The organism is Acidimicrobiales bacterium (genome assembly GCA_022452035.1).
Classification (GTDB): Bacteria; Actinomycetota; Acidimicrobiia; order Acidimicrobiales; family MedAcidi-G1; genus UBA9410.
Genome location: JAKURV010000012.1, coordinates 17,915 through 33,177 on the forward strand (window position 1 = coordinate 17,915; position 15,263 = coordinate 33,177).

19 protein-coding genes are annotated in these 15,263 nt (G+C 67.3%); 11 read left to right on the top strand and 8 right to left on the bottom strand.

Annotation, left to right across the window (positions count from 1 at the left end):
- Window positions 1-15: 15 nt before the first annotated feature.
- The 4 genes from MK181_05750 to MK181_05765 form a co-directional block, all read right to left on the bottom strand.
- Window positions 16-1,638, bottom strand: coding sequence for a long-chain fatty acid--CoA ligase (locus tag MK181_05750; protein ID MCH2419301.1), 1,623 nt, complete (start codon window positions 1,636-1,638; stop codon window positions 16-18).
- An 80-nt stretch (window positions 1,639-1,718) separates the two neighbouring features.
- Window positions 1,719-2,102 (bottom strand): DoxX family membrane protein, encoded by a 384-nt coding sequence (locus MK181_05755; protein ID MCH2419302.1) that lies wholly within the window; start codon window positions 2,100-2,102, stop codon window positions 1,719-1,721.
- A 3-nt stretch (window positions 2,103-2,105) separates the two neighbouring features.
- Window positions 2,106-3,029 carry a D-isomer specific 2-hydroxyacid dehydrogenase family protein gene (locus tag MK181_05760; GenBank protein ID MCH2419303.1) on the bottom strand — a complete coding sequence of 308 codons (924 nt, stop codon included), beginning with the start codon at window positions 3,027-3,029 and terminating at the stop codon, window positions 2,106-2,108.
- Between the two features lie 82 nt (window positions 3,030-3,111).
- On the bottom strand, window positions 3,112-3,603 hold the full coding sequence (locus tag MK181_05765) for a hypothetical protein (protein MCH2419304.1): 492 nt from the start codon (window positions 3,601-3,603) through the stop codon (window positions 3,112-3,114).
- Window positions 3,604-3,661: 58 nt separating this feature from the next.
- Here MK181_05765 and MK181_05770 point away from each other — a divergent pair, with 58 nt between their 5' ends.
- Complete coding sequence (locus MK181_05770; GenBank protein ID MCH2419305.1) at window positions 3,662-4,579, top strand: A/G-specific adenine glycosylase; 918 nt, start codon at window positions 3,662-3,664, stop codon at window positions 4,577-4,579.
- 25 nt (window positions 4,580-4,604) lie between these two features.
- Here the strand turns inward: MK181_05770 and MK181_05775 are convergent, their stop codons facing one another.
- The 4 genes from MK181_05775 to MK181_05790 all read right to left on the bottom strand — a co-directional run bounded on the left by MK181_05775 (window position 4,605) and on the right by MK181_05790 (window position 6,577).
- Complete coding sequence (locus tag MK181_05775) at window positions 4,605-4,823, bottom strand: hypothetical protein (protein ID MCH2419306.1); 219 nt, start codon at window positions 4,821-4,823, stop codon at window positions 4,605-4,607.
- Between the two features lie 21 nt (window positions 4,824-4,844).
- Window positions 4,845-5,129, bottom strand: coding sequence for a hypothetical protein (locus MK181_05780; GenBank protein ID MCH2419307.1), 285 nt, complete (start codon window positions 5,127-5,129; stop codon window positions 4,845-4,847).
- The gene (locus MK181_05785; GenBank protein ID MCH2419308.1) at window positions 5,126-6,052 is read right to left on the bottom strand and encodes a hypothetical protein; all 927 of its coding nucleotides are present in this window, start codon (window positions 6,050-6,052) and stop codon (window positions 5,126-5,128) included. The genes MK181_05780 and MK181_05785 overlap by 4 nt, the downstream gene beginning before the upstream one ends.
- Window positions 6,053-6,223: 171 nt before the next feature.
- Entirely contained in the window at window positions 6,224-6,577 is a 354-nt protein-coding gene (locus MK181_05790; protein ID MCH2419309.1) for a hypothetical protein, read from the bottom strand.
- 124 nt (window positions 6,578-6,701) lie between these two features.
- On the opposite strand from MK181_05790, the gene MK181_05795 reads away from it, so the two are divergent.
- The 10 genes from MK181_05795 (at window position 6,702) to era (ending at window position 15,238) form a co-directional block, all read left to right on the top strand.
- Window positions 6,702-7,577 (top strand): MBL fold metallo-hydrolase, encoded by an 876-nt coding sequence (locus MK181_05795; protein ID MCH2419310.1) that lies wholly within the window; start codon window positions 6,702-6,704, stop codon window positions 7,575-7,577.
- A gap of 51 nt (window positions 7,578-7,628) precedes the next feature.
- On the top strand, window positions 7,629-8,117 hold the full coding sequence (locus MK181_05800; GenBank protein ID MCH2419311.1) for a flavin reductase family protein: 489 nt from the start codon (window positions 7,629-7,631) through the stop codon (window positions 8,115-8,117).
- Window positions 8,117-8,635 carry a gamma carbonic anhydrase family protein gene (locus MK181_05805; GenBank protein ID MCH2419312.1) on the top strand — a complete coding sequence of 173 codons (519 nt, stop codon included), beginning with the start codon at window positions 8,117-8,119 and terminating at the stop codon, window positions 8,633-8,635. The genes MK181_05800 and MK181_05805 overlap by 1 nt, the downstream gene beginning before the upstream one ends.
- 4 nt (window positions 8,636-8,639) lie before the next feature.
- Window positions 8,640-9,437 carry a hypothetical protein gene (locus MK181_05810; GenBank protein ID MCH2419313.1) on the top strand — a complete coding sequence of 266 codons (798 nt, stop codon included), beginning with the start codon at window positions 8,640-8,642 and terminating at the stop codon, window positions 9,435-9,437.
- A gap of 190 nt (window positions 9,438-9,627) precedes the next feature.
- Window positions 9,628-11,031, top strand: coding sequence for a Fe-S cluster assembly protein SufB (gene sufB, locus MK181_05815; protein MCH2419314.1), 1,404 nt, complete (start codon window positions 9,628-9,630; stop codon window positions 11,029-11,031).
- 61 nt (window positions 11,032-11,092) lie between these two features.
- On the top strand, window positions 11,093-11,476 hold the full coding sequence (locus MK181_05820) for a hypothetical protein (protein ID MCH2419315.1): 384 nt from the start codon (window positions 11,093-11,095) through the stop codon (window positions 11,474-11,476).
- A gap of 153 nt (window positions 11,477-11,629) precedes the next feature.
- Window positions 11,630-12,604, top strand: a complete 975-nt coding sequence (locus MK181_05825; GenBank protein ID MCH2419316.1) for a PhoH family protein — start codon at window positions 11,630-11,632, stop codon at window positions 12,602-12,604.
- Window positions 12,601-13,104: an rRNA maturation RNase YbeY gene (gene ybeY, locus MK181_05830; protein MCH2419317.1), complete on the top strand. Its 504-nt coding sequence runs from the start codon at window positions 12,601-12,603 to the stop codon at window positions 13,102-13,104. Before MK181_05825 ends, ybeY begins: the two co-directional genes overlap by 4 nt.
- A complete protein-coding gene (locus MK181_05835; protein MCH2419318.1) occupies window positions 13,101-14,369 on the top strand; it encodes a hemolysin family protein in 1,269 nt (422 codons plus the stop codon). The genes ybeY and MK181_05835 overlap by 4 nt, the downstream gene beginning before the upstream one ends.
- Window positions 14,366-15,238, top strand: coding sequence for a GTPase Era (gene era, locus MK181_05840; protein MCH2419319.1), 873 nt, complete (start codon window positions 14,366-14,368; stop codon window positions 15,236-15,238). The genes MK181_05835 and era overlap by 4 nt, the downstream gene beginning before the upstream one ends.
- The last annotated feature ends 25 nt before the right edge of the window (window positions 15,239-15,263 follow it).

Consider the following 15,263-nt stretch of genomic DNA (forward strand, 5'->3'; position numbering starts at 1 on the left):
CGACCGGCAGGTCGGTCAGTCCACGAGCACGTCGGCGAAGCGGTCCCGCAGGGTCTTCTTGGAGAACTTTCCGACCGAGGTCTTGGGGACCTCTTCGATGAACTCCACCCGATCGGGCAGCCACCACTTGACGACCCGGCCTTCAAGCCACTCCAGAACCTCGTCGGCGGTCAGGTCAGCACCTTCGACCGGGACCACGCAGGCCATGGCCCGCTCGCCCCACCTGGTGGACGCCACGCCGATTACGGCTGCCTCGACCACGTCGGGGTGGGCCATGATTTCGTTCTCCAACTCCACTGAGCTGATCCATTCGCCGCCCGACTTGATGAGGTCCTTGGTGCGGTCAACGAGGCGGATGTAGCCCTCGGGATCGGCGGTGGCTACGTCTCCGGTCTTGAGCCAACCGTCGTCGGTGAACGACTCCGGTGCCCGGTCGTCGTTGTAGTACGTGCGGGCCACCCATGGTCCCCGCACCTGAAGTTCGCCACTGGTCTCACCGTCCCACGGGATTTCTTCGCCGGTTTCCGGCTCGGCAATCCGGAAGTCGACGGCCGGCGCGATCAGGCCGATGGTGGTCCGGAGGTCGGCCTTGGCCTCGTCGTCCAGGTCGTCCAGCGTGGATTTGATGGTGCAGACGGCACCGATTGGACTGGTTTCGGTCATGCCCCATGCCTGGAGGATCGGCAGACCGGTGGTCTTGCGGTAGCCCTCGGACAGGGCCTTAGGGACGGCCGAGCCGCCGCAGGGGATGGCCCGCAGCGCTGACACGTCTCGGCCCTCGAGTTCGGGGAGCACTCCCATCCAGATGGTGGGCACGCCGGCGGCCACCGTGACCCCCTCATCCTCGATGAGAGTGGCCAGGGCGCCCGGCGACAGGTCGGCACCCGGCATGACCAGCGTGGCTCCAGTGGCCACCCCGGCGTGGGCCAGACCCCAGGCGTTGGCGTGGAACATGGGGACCACGGGAAGGATCACATCCCGCTCGTTGATTCCCAGGGTGTCGGACATCATCACCCCGAAGGTGTGCAGCACCATCGATCGGTGGGAGTAGACGACCCCTTTGGGGTTCCCGGTGGTTCCCGACGTGTACATCATCGAGCCGGCTCTGTTCTCCTCGAAGGTGGTCCAGTCGACTGGCGAGGCGGCACCCAGCAGGTCCTCGTAGTCGTGGACCTCCTGAGAGATGGCGTCGCCGTCCGGTGCCGGGGCGCCATCGTCCATGAGGACCACGTGGCGGACCGTCTCGAAGGTCTCCATGAGTGGCCAGATGAGGCCGGCCACCGAGTGGTCGAGGAAGATCACCTCGTCCTCGCCGTGGTTCACGATGTAGGTGAGCTGTTCGGGGAACAGCCGCAGGTTGAGGGTGTGTGACACCCGGCCGGTGCACGGCGGGGCGAAGTAGAGCTCCAGGTGGCGAGCCGTGTTCCAAGCGAAGGTGGCCACCCGGCCGTCATCGCTGATGCCCAGGTCGTCAAGTACACCGCCCAGACGGCGGGTTCGTTCGCCCCACTCGCCGTACGTGATCCGCTGGATCCCTGTCGGAGTGGCGGTTAATACCTGCTTGTCAGCGAACAGCCGGGTAGCACGGTCGAATAGGTGAGTTAGGGACAGCGGTGTGTCCATCATCAAGCCGTCCATAGTGGGGCTCCCTCCTCTTCGACGCGTGTGGGGTCGGTGGACTGGTGCCGCGGACGGTACCAGTCGGCTCGGATCCACTCTCAGCCGAGGGCGGTCAGCACTCCGAGGGCCGTCAGGATCCCATTTCGGACCAGGTCTCTCCAGGACAGCGGCCGCGATGACCAGGTCCCGAAGCACCCGCAGGAGTCCCGCCGTCCGGCGACCAGACGGCCGGCGATCAGCGTGGTGAAGGCCACCAGCAAGGCCACGGCACACGGCCCCCCGGTCCGCCGGTCCACAACAAGGAGCAGGGCGGTGGTCAACTCTGTGACCGGCACAGCTACGGCTAACAAGCGGGGGTTCGGTAGCCCGAAGTTGGCCAACGACTGTCGGGTGGCCGCCGGGTCGCGGAACTTCAGGATGGCGGCAACGGTGAACGTGCCAGCCAGCACGACGGCGGCCACGACAGCCAGGGAGCCCGGCACCCGTCAGTATCCGAGGGCCACGTCGACCGGGGCCAAGAGCACCTTGCCGGAACAAAAGCGGCTCACGTTCTCGGCCACGAATGGCTCCAGGAGGCGAAGGCCCATCTCCGGGGTATTGGCCACGTGGGGGGTGATGAGACAGCGCGGCTCCGACCAAAGTGGATGTCCATCGGGGAGCGGCTCGGGGTCCGTTACGTCCAGCGCCGCGCCACCGAGAGAGTCCGATCGCAGCGCCTCCACCAGGTCCTCGGTCACCACATGGCCCCCCCGAGCCACGTTCACCAGCCAGGCGTGGTCGGGGAGGGCGGCCAACTCGGCCACTCCAACAATCCCTGTGGTCTCGGGAGTCAGAGCCAGGGCAACCACCAGCACGTCAGTCCGCGGCAGAACTTCGAACAGGCGGCCGGTTGTGATGGTCCGGTCGGCACCCGAAAACGCCTCGTCCTGACGCCGGACCACGGTCACATCACAGCCAAACGGTGCCAACAGAGGTAGAAGGTGTTCCGTGATACCGCCGCCACCCAAGACGGTGATCCGGCTACCGGCCAGCACCCGCCCGACGGGGCCGGACCACGAGGTGGCCCGGGAGTACCCGTGGAGGTGCTTCTGGCCGGCCAGGATCATCCCCAGTGCCGTTTCGGCCACCGCCGGGGCATAGACCCCCTTTCCGCAGGTCCACGTCCAACGGTCATCCAGGTGGTGGGCGAAGGGCTCGATGCCCGCGTAGGGCAGCTGGATCCATTCCAGGTTTCGGGCGTCGGCCACCACCTCCGGGAAGCTGTCCACGCGTGCCGGGTCGGCCCAGACAAGTCCCTCGGCGTCGGCCGGCTCCACGAGGCAACCGCCGCCGGCCGCCACGGCCCGGCACATCGCCTCGTACATGGCCGGACGGGTGTCCGGGGCGACGGCAATAGGGCGGGAAGTCATCGGCTCGACAGCCTTCCGGCGGGAGGTGTCGCCTCCGGCCGGGGGGTCGGCGGCGTCAGGCAACGCACGACGACCGTGGGGATCAGCCCAGCGCCGCCGTCCCGGCGTAGGGAGCCGGGTCGCCGGCGGCCGGGATTTCCGGACGCGACCATCGGGTCATATCAGCCAGGCTGGTTGCCGCCTCACGCCAGGCGAGCGGATCCCAACCTTCGGCGGAACCGATGACCGAACCGTCCTGGCGGATAGCCACGAAGGCGGGAAGGATGGCCAGCTCCATGGAGCGGGCCAGGGACCGGTCGGGATCGGCCAGGGTCAGAATCTCGTCTGTGAGCGGTCCGAGGAAGCGGGAAGCGCCGTCGCTGTCGGTTCCAGCCACCACAAAGGCCACCCGCACGTCGGCTTCCCGAAACACGGTCAGGATGCGCCGGGCGGTGTCTAACAGCCACGAACTCTCGTGGGTGAACGGATCCACGATCACGGCGGCCAACGGAAAAGTGGTCAGCAACTCCGACAGGTGCCGAGGCTCGTCTCCCACCGCCTGCAACTGGATAGAGAGGTCCGGTGCGTTGGCCACGGGCGCCGACGCTAGCGCGGGGCTAGGCGGACCGGCGGGACGACGGGAGCGTTCGGAGGTGGCCACTACGGTCCAGGAGGTGGCAGCCGTGGACACGACCATCGGCCAGCGGATACTGCCCGCTGACCTCCTCCGCTGGGGGTCTCAGAACCGTCGGAACCTGCCGTGGCGCGACAGCCGCGACCCTTGGGCCGTACTGGTGGCCGAGGTGATGCTCCAGCAAACCCGGGTGGACCGGGTGGTGGAACGGTGGCCGCGCTTTTTGATCCGGTTCCCGAACGTGGCGTCCTGTGCCTCGGTCCCGCCGGCCGAGGTGATCGCCGAGTGGTCAGGACTCGGCTACAACCGGCGAGCCGTTTACCTCCACAGGGCAGCCGGAGTCGTGATGGCTCGACACGGTGGCCAGATTCCGACCGAACGGGCCGAGTTGGAGGCTCTCCCGGGTATCGGCCCCTACACAGCGCGGGCCGTCCGGGCCTTCGCCCACGAGGTCGAAGCGGCCGTGGTGGACACCAACGTGGCCCGGATCCTGGCCCGGTGGACCGGCCGGCGCCTCACGGCTCGGGAGGCCCAGAACCTGGCTGACCAATCGGTCCCCTCGGGGCGGGTTTGGTCCTGGAACCAGACCCTGCTGGACCTAGGCGCTCTGACCTGCACGGCACGGGTCCCGGATTGCAAACGCTGTCCGCTGGCCGACCGGTGTGCCTGGCGGGGCGAGGGTTCCGATCCGGCTCGCGGTTCCGCCGGGGTGTCAGGTGGCCAGACCCCATTTGAGGGATCGGACCGCCAGGGTCGAGGTCGGTTGGTCGCCGCCCTAGGTGGGGGCCCGGTGGCCGACGGGAGGCTGGCCGATGTCATGGGCTGGCCAGAGGATGCCGACCGGGCCCGCCGGGTCGTCGGGACGCTGGTAGCCGACGGCCTCGTGGTGGTCTGCGCCAGCGGTTACGCGCTTCCCGGATGGGAATCGGGTACCTGAAGCCGGGGCTTCCGGTCGATCCAGGTCAGGCCGCCGTCAGGGCCGACACCAGCGCCTCGACGGCCCCGTCGGCCAGGTCCTGCATCTCCTGGTCGGTCCGGTCCTGGATGGGGTGCGCCGTGAACACACGGGCCACATCCAACCCGAGTGCCCGGGCCTGTTCCTCGGCGGCTTCGGCAAACGGCTCTGAGGCCACCACCACACCTGGTAGGCCACGGCGTTCCAGGTCGTCGATGTCGTGCACACTGCACGTCGTGCAGGATCCTCAATCGGCGAGAGCTTCGATGACCGCCGCACACTGGGTGGCGATCTCGTGGCGCAGGTCGACAGGGGCCGGCTTGGTGAACGTTGGCTTGGCGTAGCGCAGGACGGTGGCGCCCTGCTCGCCCAGGCGCTCGGCCACCCGGTCCAGGAAGACGTCGCCCCGCGGCTTGCTGATGTCCAGCAGGCCCACCGTCACACCGACCAGGGAGGTGAGGCGGGGGCTGCGGGTTCGATCCGATGGGGTCGTGCCGGCGGTCGGATCCAGGACGACGGTCGGCTGACTCACGGTGTGATCTCCCTACTTGTCGGCTCGCTGCCCATCGGGCCGTTCACCCAGCCTCCCACAATGGCCGAGAACAAGCCGGCTGGACCACCGGCATGGACGACCAGCAGGCCGCCCGGGCGAAACTTGGGGAGAGTCGTACCGGCAAACCCCTCGGGGAGCCCTTCCTCGATCCCGCCCGCTCCGGCCAGGATTTCGTCGGCTTCGACTGTCAGGTGGCCGGCCAACTCGGACATGAACCGGTTCCGGTCCCAACCGGCGTCCCGGAACCGGGACATGTGTTCCGGGGAGAGCACCAGCATCCCGTCCATGCCCATCACCACCCGGGGCGAGACGGTTGCTCGCAGGCCCTCGGCCAGCGCCCGGACCAGAGAATCGGCCGACCGACTCTTCTGGTCGACCAGGATCCGGGGTGCCTCGCCGCAGAAGGCCGTCACCACGTCCTGGGACCGGTCAAAGCCACGATCCTCGGACAAGGTGGTCCACGGACTGCCCGCCTCGTCCTCGGCGAAGCAGAACCCCAACTTGGCCATACTGCCGTGGGTGGCCCGGTCGATGCCGCCGGGCGCCCCGCCGCCGACGTTGCGGACCACCAACTGAACGGCCCGCCCGATGGTGGCGTTGGCACGGTTCCCCTGGCCGAGGGCATTCACGCCGCTGTTCATCCCGATTCGCGATGACACCGGGCCGTTGACCACCAGGACGGGCCCAACGCCCATCGTGGTGGCCAGGATTCCGTGCATGTTGAACTCGTCGGTACAGACGGCCTCCAGGGCGGCTAGCACCACAGGGAGGTACTCGGGCAGGCAGCCGGCCATCACGGCGTTCACGGCCACCTTCTCCACCGTGCACTCCACGAGGGCAGGGGGCATGACCGCTACCACCTCGTCGGCCGCCCGAGTCGTTCCGTCCAGCATCCGGGCCACCCGGGCTTCGGTCGGAGGAACAACGGGTAGCCCGTCGGTCCACCCCCGGTCAAAGAGGGCCTCGGCGTCGTCCTCGCCGGATCCCAGTTCAACTCGACGAGAGGCTAGGCCCGTGTCGTTGAACCGGAGCCGGAGTTCGTCGATCCGCCCGGGATCGACCGTCAGGGACCCTCAGCCGGGCTTGAAGGCCGGCAGGTCAGGCCCAAGATCGACCACCCCCGTCAGCTGCTCCCACCGGTCTCGGTCCCATCCCGTTGTTCGCTCGACCTCCCGGCCAGCCTCGATTCGCAGCAGGGTGGGCACGGCCTCCAGATCCAGATGCCAACTGATGGCCAGGTCGGTGTCGTCCACGACCCAGTCGGCCACCGCTGGGAAGGTCGCGTCGTCCTGGGTGTAGGCAGTCAACCCGGCTCGTTCGGACAGATCGGCCAGCACCGGCGCGACTAGCGCGCAAGCCGGGCATTCTGCCTTAACGACGGCCACTAGGCCGTCTGACAGGCCGGCGGACCCGACATCTGCAACCACCGGCCGAGTCTCGCGTATCTGACCGACTGGTCCGAGATCCGGTGAAATTCGAACCGTCGGTCACCTGAGAGATGTGTCACATCTGCCCCACCGGGCCCTGACCCGTCCGTACCCTTCACGATCGATGGGGGAGTCGCTCGACGTCACGTTCTACGGCGTTCGGGGATCGACCCCCTGCCCGTGCGACGAGAACCGCCGCTACGGAGGCAACACCTCCTGCGTGGTCCTCGACGTGCCCGGCGGGGAGCCGATCCTGTTCGACCTGGGGACCGGCCTGCGCTTTTACGGTGTGGCTGAGCCATGTGCCGGTGCGCCGTTTCGCGGAACAGCCCTAGTTAGTCACCTCCACTGGGACCACGTCCAGGGCCTGCCGTTCTTCGCCCCCCTCCACTGTGACGGCGCCCACCTCGACGTGTTCGGTCCCGCCGAGGGAGGGTCCTCGCTGGAGGCGTCGTTCGAAGCCTTCATGAACCCTCCCTACTTCCCGATCTGCATTCGGGACCTGGCGGGTGAGATCGCTTTCCACGACGTGGACGAGGTCTCCTTCGAGATCGGCCCGGCCAGGGTGACGGCCCGTTCGGTGCCCCACGTCGGTTTGACCTACGGCTACCGGGTGGACTGGAACGGCACCAGTGTCGCCTACGTGAGCGACCACCAGCAGCCCGTCGACGAACCCCAACGGGTGGCCGATCCAGTGCTGGAGTTAGCCGACGGGGTGGACCTCCTCATCCACGACGCCCAGTTCACCCCCGAGGAGTTCGCCGAGCGATCCGACTGGGGTCACTGCACCGTTGACTACGCCCTGGAAGTAGCCCACCAGGCTGCAGCCAGAGAGCTGGTGCTGTTCCATCACGACCCGGCTCACGACGACGACACCGTCGACCGCCTCCTGGCCGGAGCCCAGGAGCGGTGCAGCCACCTGGACGTAGTGGACGTCTCGGCGGCCGCCGAGGGTCACACCATCTCGCTGCACCGGCCGGGGCACCTGTCCACCGTCTGATCCGGCGCTAGCGTCCAGCCTCGACCGACCCGGACGGCACGGAGGTAGTAGGTGGGATCGGAGATCGACGGCGACCTTTACCGAAAGGTCCTGGGGCGTTACCCCACCGGGGTGACCCTGGTTACCGGGATGGACGGCGACGAGCCCTTGGCCATGGTTATCGGCTCCTTCGTATCGGTATCCATGGACCCGCCCCTGGTCGGGTTCCTACCCGGCAAGAGCTCTCACACGTGGCCACGGATCGAGATCAGCGGGTCGTTCTGCGTCAACGTGCTATCCGACACCCAGGAGAACCTCTCCAACGCCTTCTTCCGCAAGGACGGGGACCCGTGGGAGGAAACGGGCTGGGTGCCCGCAGCTTCTGGGTCTCCAGCCATCCCGTCATGTCTGGCCTCCATCGACTGCGCGATTCACGACGTGGTCGACGCCGGCGACCACTGGTTCGTTCTGGGCCGGGTTACCGACCTCAGCCACGTCGACGAAGGTTCACCGCTCGTGTTCCTCGGTGGCCGGTACGGCGGGTACCGGCCCCCCGTCTAATGGCCGTCTACGCCCTAGGCGACCGGGTACCGCAGGTCGACCCCACGGCTTACGTCCATCCGCTGGCCGTGGTGATTGGCGACGTGGTGCTGGGACCCGAGTCCAGCGTGTGGCCCCATGCTGTGATCCGGGCCGACGACAACCGCATCGCTATCGGAGCCCGGACCTCGGTCCAGGACAACGCCGTGCTTCACTGCACAGGCGAGCTGGCCACCATCGTGGGCAACGACGTCACCCTCGGTCACCTATGCCACCTCGAGGGGTGCACCATCGAGGACCGGGCGCTCGTCGGCGTAGGGGCCGTGGTCCTCCACGAGGCGGTCGTTGGTCGGGGGTCGATCGTGGGGGCCAACGCCGTGGTACGCAACGGCCAGATCGTGCCCCCGAATTCCATGGCCCTCGGCGTGCCGGCCACCGTCCGCGAGGGCGTGGTGCCCGAGGACGCCAACATGGTCAACGCCATGGTCTACGTGCAGCGGGGTCGTGAGTTCCGCGAGTTGCTGCGTCGGCTGGACTGATCGGGTGGCCGTCGACGACACGGGGCCCGACCCGACGGACGGGTTCGAGAACCACCGGTTCCAGTCCGGTGACCTGAGCCTGGTCGCCCACCTGGCCCGTCCGCCACTCAGCGGGGACGGCCGGCCCGGCGTGGTGATCTGCCACGGCTTTCCCAGCGGGCCAGGTGGCGGAGCCAACAGCGTGGCCACCTTTCCCGAACTGGCCTTCCGCATCGCCACTGAGATGGGTTGGGTGGCCATGGTCCCGTACCTACGCGGGATGGGTGACTCGGAGGGTGATTTCAGTCTGGATGGATGGAGAGACGACGTGGCAGCCGCCGCGGCCGACCTCCGCGGCCAGGACAGCGTGCAGGGCGTCTGGGCCGTTGGGTTCGGGACCGGCGCCTCACTGGCCATCTGTGCTGCGGCGGTCGATCCCGAGATCCGAGGTGTGGCCGCCTTGGCCGCTCCGGCCGACTGGTCGGACTGGGCGGCCAACCCGCGCCGTCTTCTCCTCCACGCCCGCCAGGCCGGCGTGATCACCTCCGAGGAAGCACCCACCGACTTCGGACGATGGTCAGCGGCCCTGCGGGATGTCGCAGCCGAACGATCGGTGGCTGAGCTGGGCACCCGCGACCTCCTACTGATCCACGGCAGCGACGACGAGGTGGTGCCGCCACTGGACGCTCGGGTGCTGGCCTCGGGCCACGGAATCGCCGACCTGCGGATGATCGCCGGCGCCGGCCACCACCTGCGCCACGACCCCCGGGCTATCGCCATGCTTCTGGGTTGGCTGGACCGCCAGCGCCGCCAACACGACTGACCGGTTTACCGGGGCGCCTGACCGGGTACCCGGGGTCTGTCCCAGACGGTTCAGCGATCACCCACGACCCTGCTCGCTGGGAGAAGGGTCGGGGATTCTGCACCTATAATTGTTACTATCTGCGTAGGAGAAATCCCGATGGGCCGCCATCGGATACGACAGAAAACCGCTCTCCAGGGAGACGCCACAGATGTCCGCAACCGACCTCGGTCTTGACCTCAGTCGCTACAAGCTTGGCTGGAGCGACGAGGAGGACTACGTCTTCAAGCCCAAGAAGGGGCTGAACGAGGACATCATCCGCGAGATGTCGTGGATGAAGGGCGAACCCGACTGGATGCGGGACTTCCGACTGAAGTCCTACGAACGCTTCGGTCGTCGACCGATGCCCTGGTGGGGCGGTGACCTGTCAGGCATCGACTTCGACGACATCTTCTATTACATCAAGCCCACGGAGTCGCTTTCCGACGACTGGGACGAGGTCCCGGAGTCAATCAAGAACACCTACGAGAAGCTGGGCATTCCAGAGGCAGAGCGCAAGTACCTGGCCGGCGTCACCGCCCAGTACGAGTCCGAGGTCGTGTATCACCGCAACCGCGAAGACCTTGAGGAGCAGGGCGTCATCTTCTGCGACATGGACACCGCGCTGCGGGAGTACCCGGAGGTCGTACGCGCCTACTTCGGGCGGATCATCCCGCCCAACGACAACAAGTTCTCGGCCCTGAACTCCGCCGTGTGGAGCGGGGGCTCGTTCATCTACGTGCCGCCCGGTGTGAAGGTGGAGATGCCCCTGCAGGCCTACTTCCGGATCAACGCCGAGAACATGGGCCAGTTCGAGCGAACCCTCATCATCGCCGACGAAGGTTCCGAGGTGCACTACATCGAAGGGTGCTCAGCCCCCGTCTACAGCACCGACTCGCTGCATTCGGCTGTGGTGGAGATCGTGGTCAAGCAGGCGGCCCGGGTCACCTACACCACCATCCAGAACTGGTCATCGAACGTCTACAACCTGGTCACCAAGCGGGCCCGGGTGGAGGCCGAGGGGCACATGGAGTGGATCGACGGGAACATCGGATCCCGGCTGACCATGAAGTACCCGGCGGTCATCCTGGCCGGGCCCAAAGCCTCCGGTGAGGTCCTCTCGGTGGCCTACGCAGGGCCGGGCCAACACCAGGACGCCGGAGCCAAGATGACGCATGCCGCCCCCGAGACGACATCCAAGATCGTCTCCAAGTCGATCTCCAAGGACGGCGGACGGACCAGTTACCGCGGCCTGGTTCGAGTCGAGGACGACGCCTACGGCTGCAAGAGCTTCGTGCAGTGCGACGCCCTGATCCTGGACGACGACAGCATCTCGGACACCTACCCATACATGGAGGTCGGTTCAGCTGATGCGGTGGTCGGCCACGAGGCCACAGTGTCCAAGGTCGCCGACGACCAGCTCTTCTACCTGATGAGCCGAGGGTTGTCCGAGGAGCAGGCCATGTCCATGGTGGTCAACGGTTTCATCGAGCCGGTCACCCGGACGCTGCCCATGGAGTACGCCGTGGAGTGGAGCCGCCTCATCGAGTTGCAGATGGAGGGCTCAGTCGGCTGACCCGCCAGGGCCGACCCAGTCGGTCACCCGGCAGAAGCCCCCCAGGAGGCACACTCTGGTCATGCCGATGCGCCAGAACTGCAAACACTTCGAGAGCCGCAGTTACCCCAACGGGGACACCGTGCGGAAGTGCAATCTGGACCTGGCACCCGAGGCGCCATGGCGTTGCCCGGAAGATTGCCCCTCGTTTACCAAGCGCCGGGTCGATGTCAACTGGAGCCACGGAGCGCTCATCACCCCGGAGACGCCTGACGAGCCGGTCGGCCTGGGTGAAGACGAGAGCATCGCTGCTCTGCTGGACGCCGCCGAGGACATCGTCAATGAGGCCGGCCCTCGGGTGATGGCCGACCTAGACGCAGAGCGGTCGAAGAAGCGCTTTGGCCGCAGCAGAGCCAAGGGCCCACAGGGTGCCGGGGGCCGCAGGCGCCGCCGGAAGAAGAAGTAGGTGGGGAGCCGAGGGCGCCCAACAAGGACAGGTGTCCGACCGGATCGGGCAATGAATTAACGGCTGTCCGGCGAAGTTAGCCGTGGTTGCCGACCGACCCGTCGGGGCGCCTGCGGGCCACGGCCGTTGCTGCCGTTAACCTGTGTCCGAACAATGGAGTCGACCACCGTCACCGTCAACGTCCCCGGCAACGACCTCATGTCGGACCTCGTGGGAGAGCGCGACGTCCTACTGAGACGAGTTGAGGGCGCCTTCCCCGGATCGGCCATCCACGTCCGAGGCAACCAGATCACCATCGACGGCGACCACGCCCTCACCGTCCGACGGGTCTTCGACGAGGTAGTGGCTCTCCTCCAACAGGGCCTCGCCGTCGACGAGCGCACCCTGGACCGGGCCATCGACATGGTGCGGGCCGACGAGCGGCCCTCAGAGGTGCTCACCGCGGAAATCCTCCGCTCGGCGAGCGGCAAGCCCATCCGTCCCCGGTCGGCGGGGCAGAAGCGCTACGTCGAGGCGGTGACCGACGGGATCATCACCTTTGCCATCGGACCAGCGGGTACCGGCAAAAGTTGGCTAGCCGTGGCTATGGCCGTCCGGGCGCTAAAGGCCGGACAGGTGGACCGTATCGTGCTGACCCGTCCGCTGGTTGAGGCTGGAGAGCGGGTCGGTTTTCTGCCCGGCGACCTGATGGCCAAGGTGGACCCCTACCTCCGGCCCCTCTACGACGCCCTGTTCGACATGGTGGACGCCGAGACCGCCCAGCGCCTGTTGGACCGGAGTCAGGTGGAAGTAGCGCCCCTGGCGTTCATGCGAGGTCGCACTCTCAACAACAGCTTTGTCATCCTGGACGAGGCCCAGAACACCACGCCCGAACAGATGAAGATGTTCCTTACCCGCGTGGGGTTTGGGTCGCGAGTGGTGGTGACGGGAGACGTCAGCCAGGTCGACGTGCCGGGAGGTCGTAGCGGCCTCGAGGGCCTTCAGAACACCCTGTCAGACATCGAGGGGCTGTCGTTCGTCCGACTAGGGGCCCGCGACGTGGTACGCCACCGAATCGTTCAGGACATTGTCGAGGCTTATGAACGGGCCGGAGCGGAGCCTCCGGGTCCCAACGGGCCGACCGGATGAGTCAAGAGCCTCCCCAACCGGGTCCCGTCGCCGGCCCGACAGTGATTGTGGACGACGAGCGGGACGACCCCGATCCCGCCCAGCCGGTCAATGTGGACCGGTGGGAGGCTCTGGTGGCCGACGTTCTATTGGCCGAAGGACTCGGTGACCGACCGGTCGAGGTCCATCTACACTTCGTGGACGAGTTGTCCATCGAGGTCCTGAACCGCGACCACATGGACGGCTCCGGCCCGACCGACGTTCTGGCTTTCCCGGTTGATGATCCGGCTGAGGTGCCGCTCCACGTACCCGTTCTACTGGGCGACGTAGTGGTGTGCCCGTCGGTGGCCGCCGGCCAGGCCTCGGAGCACGCCGGCGACTACCACGCCGAGTTGGCCCTGTTGGTGGTGCACGGCGTCCTGCACCTCCTAGGGAACGACCACGCCGATCCGGACCAGGCGGCGGCCATGCAGACCAAGGAGCGTGGCCACCTGGCCCGACACGGGATGGAGCGGCCGTGAGCCTCGTGCTCGGGGTGGTCCTTGTGGTGCTGCTGATGGCGGCTAGCGGTGTGCTGGTTGCCGCCGAAACCAGTCTTCTACACATCCGTCGGGCCCAAGCCGAGGTCCTGGCTGATTCCGGCACGGAAGCCGACGACAGTGTGGATCGGTCGGATCTGTTGGACCTGCTGGACGACCGAGTGCGTGGCCTAGGCCCCCTCCTGTTCGTACTGATGGCCCTTCGTCTGTCGGCCGCTGGCCTGCTGGCCATCGTGGTAGCCGACCGGGTTGGCGCGAGCTGGGCCGCGGTAGCGCTGGCCGGTCTCCTGGTGGTCGGCTTCGCCCTGGTCGACGTGCTGCCCCGGACAATGGCCCTCCGAACCACCGACCGGCTAGCGCTCCGCCTGGCGCCCCTTGCCAGGGCCCTTGGACGGGTCGGACCGTTGCGGTGGATCGCTCTGGGCCTGGTCGACCTTCTGGACCGCCTGCTGCCCCGGAGACTCAGGACCGGTGCGCCCAGCATGTCCGAGGAGGAACTCTTAGCCGTGGCCGACCGGGCGCTTGCCTCGGCGTCCATCGACGCCGAGGAGCATGAGCTGATCGAGTCGGTCATCGCCTTCGGCGACACCCTGGTCAGGGAGGTAATGGTTCCCCGACCGGACATGGAATGCGCGGCTGCCGACCTGACGGTAGCGGAGGCCATAGCCGTGGCAGCCCGAAACGGCCACTCGCGGGTCCCGGTCAGCGGCGACGGTGTTGACGACATCGTCGGCGTGGTCCACGCCAAGGACCTCATGAAGGCCCACCTGGACGGACGGGACACTGAACCGGTCGGATCCCTAGCCCGGCCGCCACGCTTCGTGCCCGAGACCAAGCAGGCCGACGACCTATTGCGTGAGATGCAGGCCGATCGCTACCACTTGGCCATCGTGGTGGACGAGTACGGAGGGACGGCTGGCCTGGTCACCATGGAAGACCTCCTGGAGGAGGTAGTGGGCGAGATTGTGGACGAGTTCGACACTGAGGAGCCCCTGGTTCAGCCGCTGGCCGGTGGGGGCCTGCGGGTCCACGGGCGCATGCCCATCGACGAACTCGACGAGATGCTGGGCGGCACCCTGCCCGACGGAGACTGGGACACCGTAGGCGGCCTGATCTTCGATGCGCTGGGCCACGTCCCCGAAGTCGGCGAGGGCGTGGAGGTGGCCGGTCGACGTTTCGGGGTAGAACAGGTAGTAGGGCGCCGGATAACCCGGGTGCGGATCAGTGGCCCCGGGGACACCGAATGAACGGGCTGGTCGAGCCTGGAGGGGACGGTCACCGGTCGGGCTTCGTGACGCTCGTCGGCCGACCCAACGTCGGCAAGTCGACCCTGCTGAACCGGTTACTCGGCCAGAAAGTCACCATCGTGTCCGACAAGCCCCAGACCACCCGGACTGAGGTGCGCGGGGTGCTGACCCGACCCGACGTCCAGGCCGTGTTCTGCGACACCCCGGGAATCCATAAGCCTCGGACCCTGCTAGGCGAACGCCTAAACGACACGGCCCGGGCGGCGCTCGGCGACATGGACGTGGTGCTCTTCCTGGTAGAGGCAGACGGTGCCATAGGGCGGGGTGACAATTTCATCGCAGCCGGGCTGCCGAAGGACCGCACCGTGCTGGTCGTCAACAAAGCCGACAGAGTGGGGCGGGAGCGGATAGCCGAACAACTGATCGCTGCCTCGGGCTTCGACTTCGACGAATACTTCCCGATCTCGGCCCGGACGGGTGACGGGGTCGACGCCCTACGCGACCACGTGCTGGACCGGCTCCCGGAAGGACCGCGGTACTACCCGGAGGACATGGTCACCGACGTCCCCGAGGCCTTCTGGGTCGCCGAGCTGGTGCGTGAGCAGCTGCTGTCCGTGGTGAAGGAGGAGCTGCCGCATTCCATCGCCACCCGGGTGACCGAGTGGGAGTGGCCCCGGATCCGTTGCGAAATCCTGGTTGAGCGTGAGTCCCAGAAGGGGATCGTGATCGGGAAGAAGGGAGCGGTTCTAAAGGAAGTCGGCACGGCAGCTCGGGCCCAGCTGCCCGAGGGGGCGTTCCTGGAGCTTTTCGTACGAGTCGACAAGGGCTGGCAGCGGCGGCCCAAGGCCCTAGACCGCTTGGGCTACTAACCGGCAGGGCACCATCGGGCCCCGG

What these genes read in the sequence shown, in the direction of transcription:
- MK181_05750 (MCH2419301.1), bottom strand. Translation starts at nt 1,638, where the DNA reads ATGGACGGCTTGATGATGGACACACCGCTGTCCCTAACTCACCTATTC.
- MK181_05760 (MCH2419303.1), bottom strand. Translation starts at nt 3,029, where the DNA reads ATGACTTCCCGCCCTATTGCCGTCGCCCCGGACACCCGTCCGGCCATG.
- MK181_05795 (MCH2419310.1), top strand. Translation starts at nt 6,702, where the DNA reads ATGGGGGAGTCGCTCGACGTCACGTTCTACGGCGTTCGGGGATCGACC.
- MK181_05805 (MCH2419312.1), top strand. Translation starts at nt 8,117, where the DNA reads ATGGCCGTCTACGCCCTAGGCGACCGGGTACCGCAGGTCGACCCCACG.
- sufB (MCH2419314.1), top strand. Translation starts at nt 9,628, where the DNA reads ATGTCCGCAACCGACCTCGGTCTTGACCTCAGTCGCTACAAGCTTGGC.
- MK181_05820 (MCH2419315.1), top strand. Translation starts at nt 11,093, where the DNA reads ATGCCGATGCGCCAGAACTGCAAACACTTCGAGAGCCGCAGTTACCCC.
- MK181_05825 (MCH2419316.1), top strand. Translation starts at nt 11,630, where the DNA reads ATGGAGTCGACCACCGTCACCGTCAACGTCCCCGGCAACGACCTCATG.
- ybeY (MCH2419317.1), top strand. Translation starts at nt 12,601, where the DNA reads ATGAGTCAAGAGCCTCCCCAACCGGGTCCCGTCGCCGGCCCGACAGTG.
- era (MCH2419319.1), top strand. Translation starts at nt 14,366, where the DNA reads ATGAACGGGCTGGTCGAGCCTGGAGGGGACGGTCACCGGTCGGGCTTC.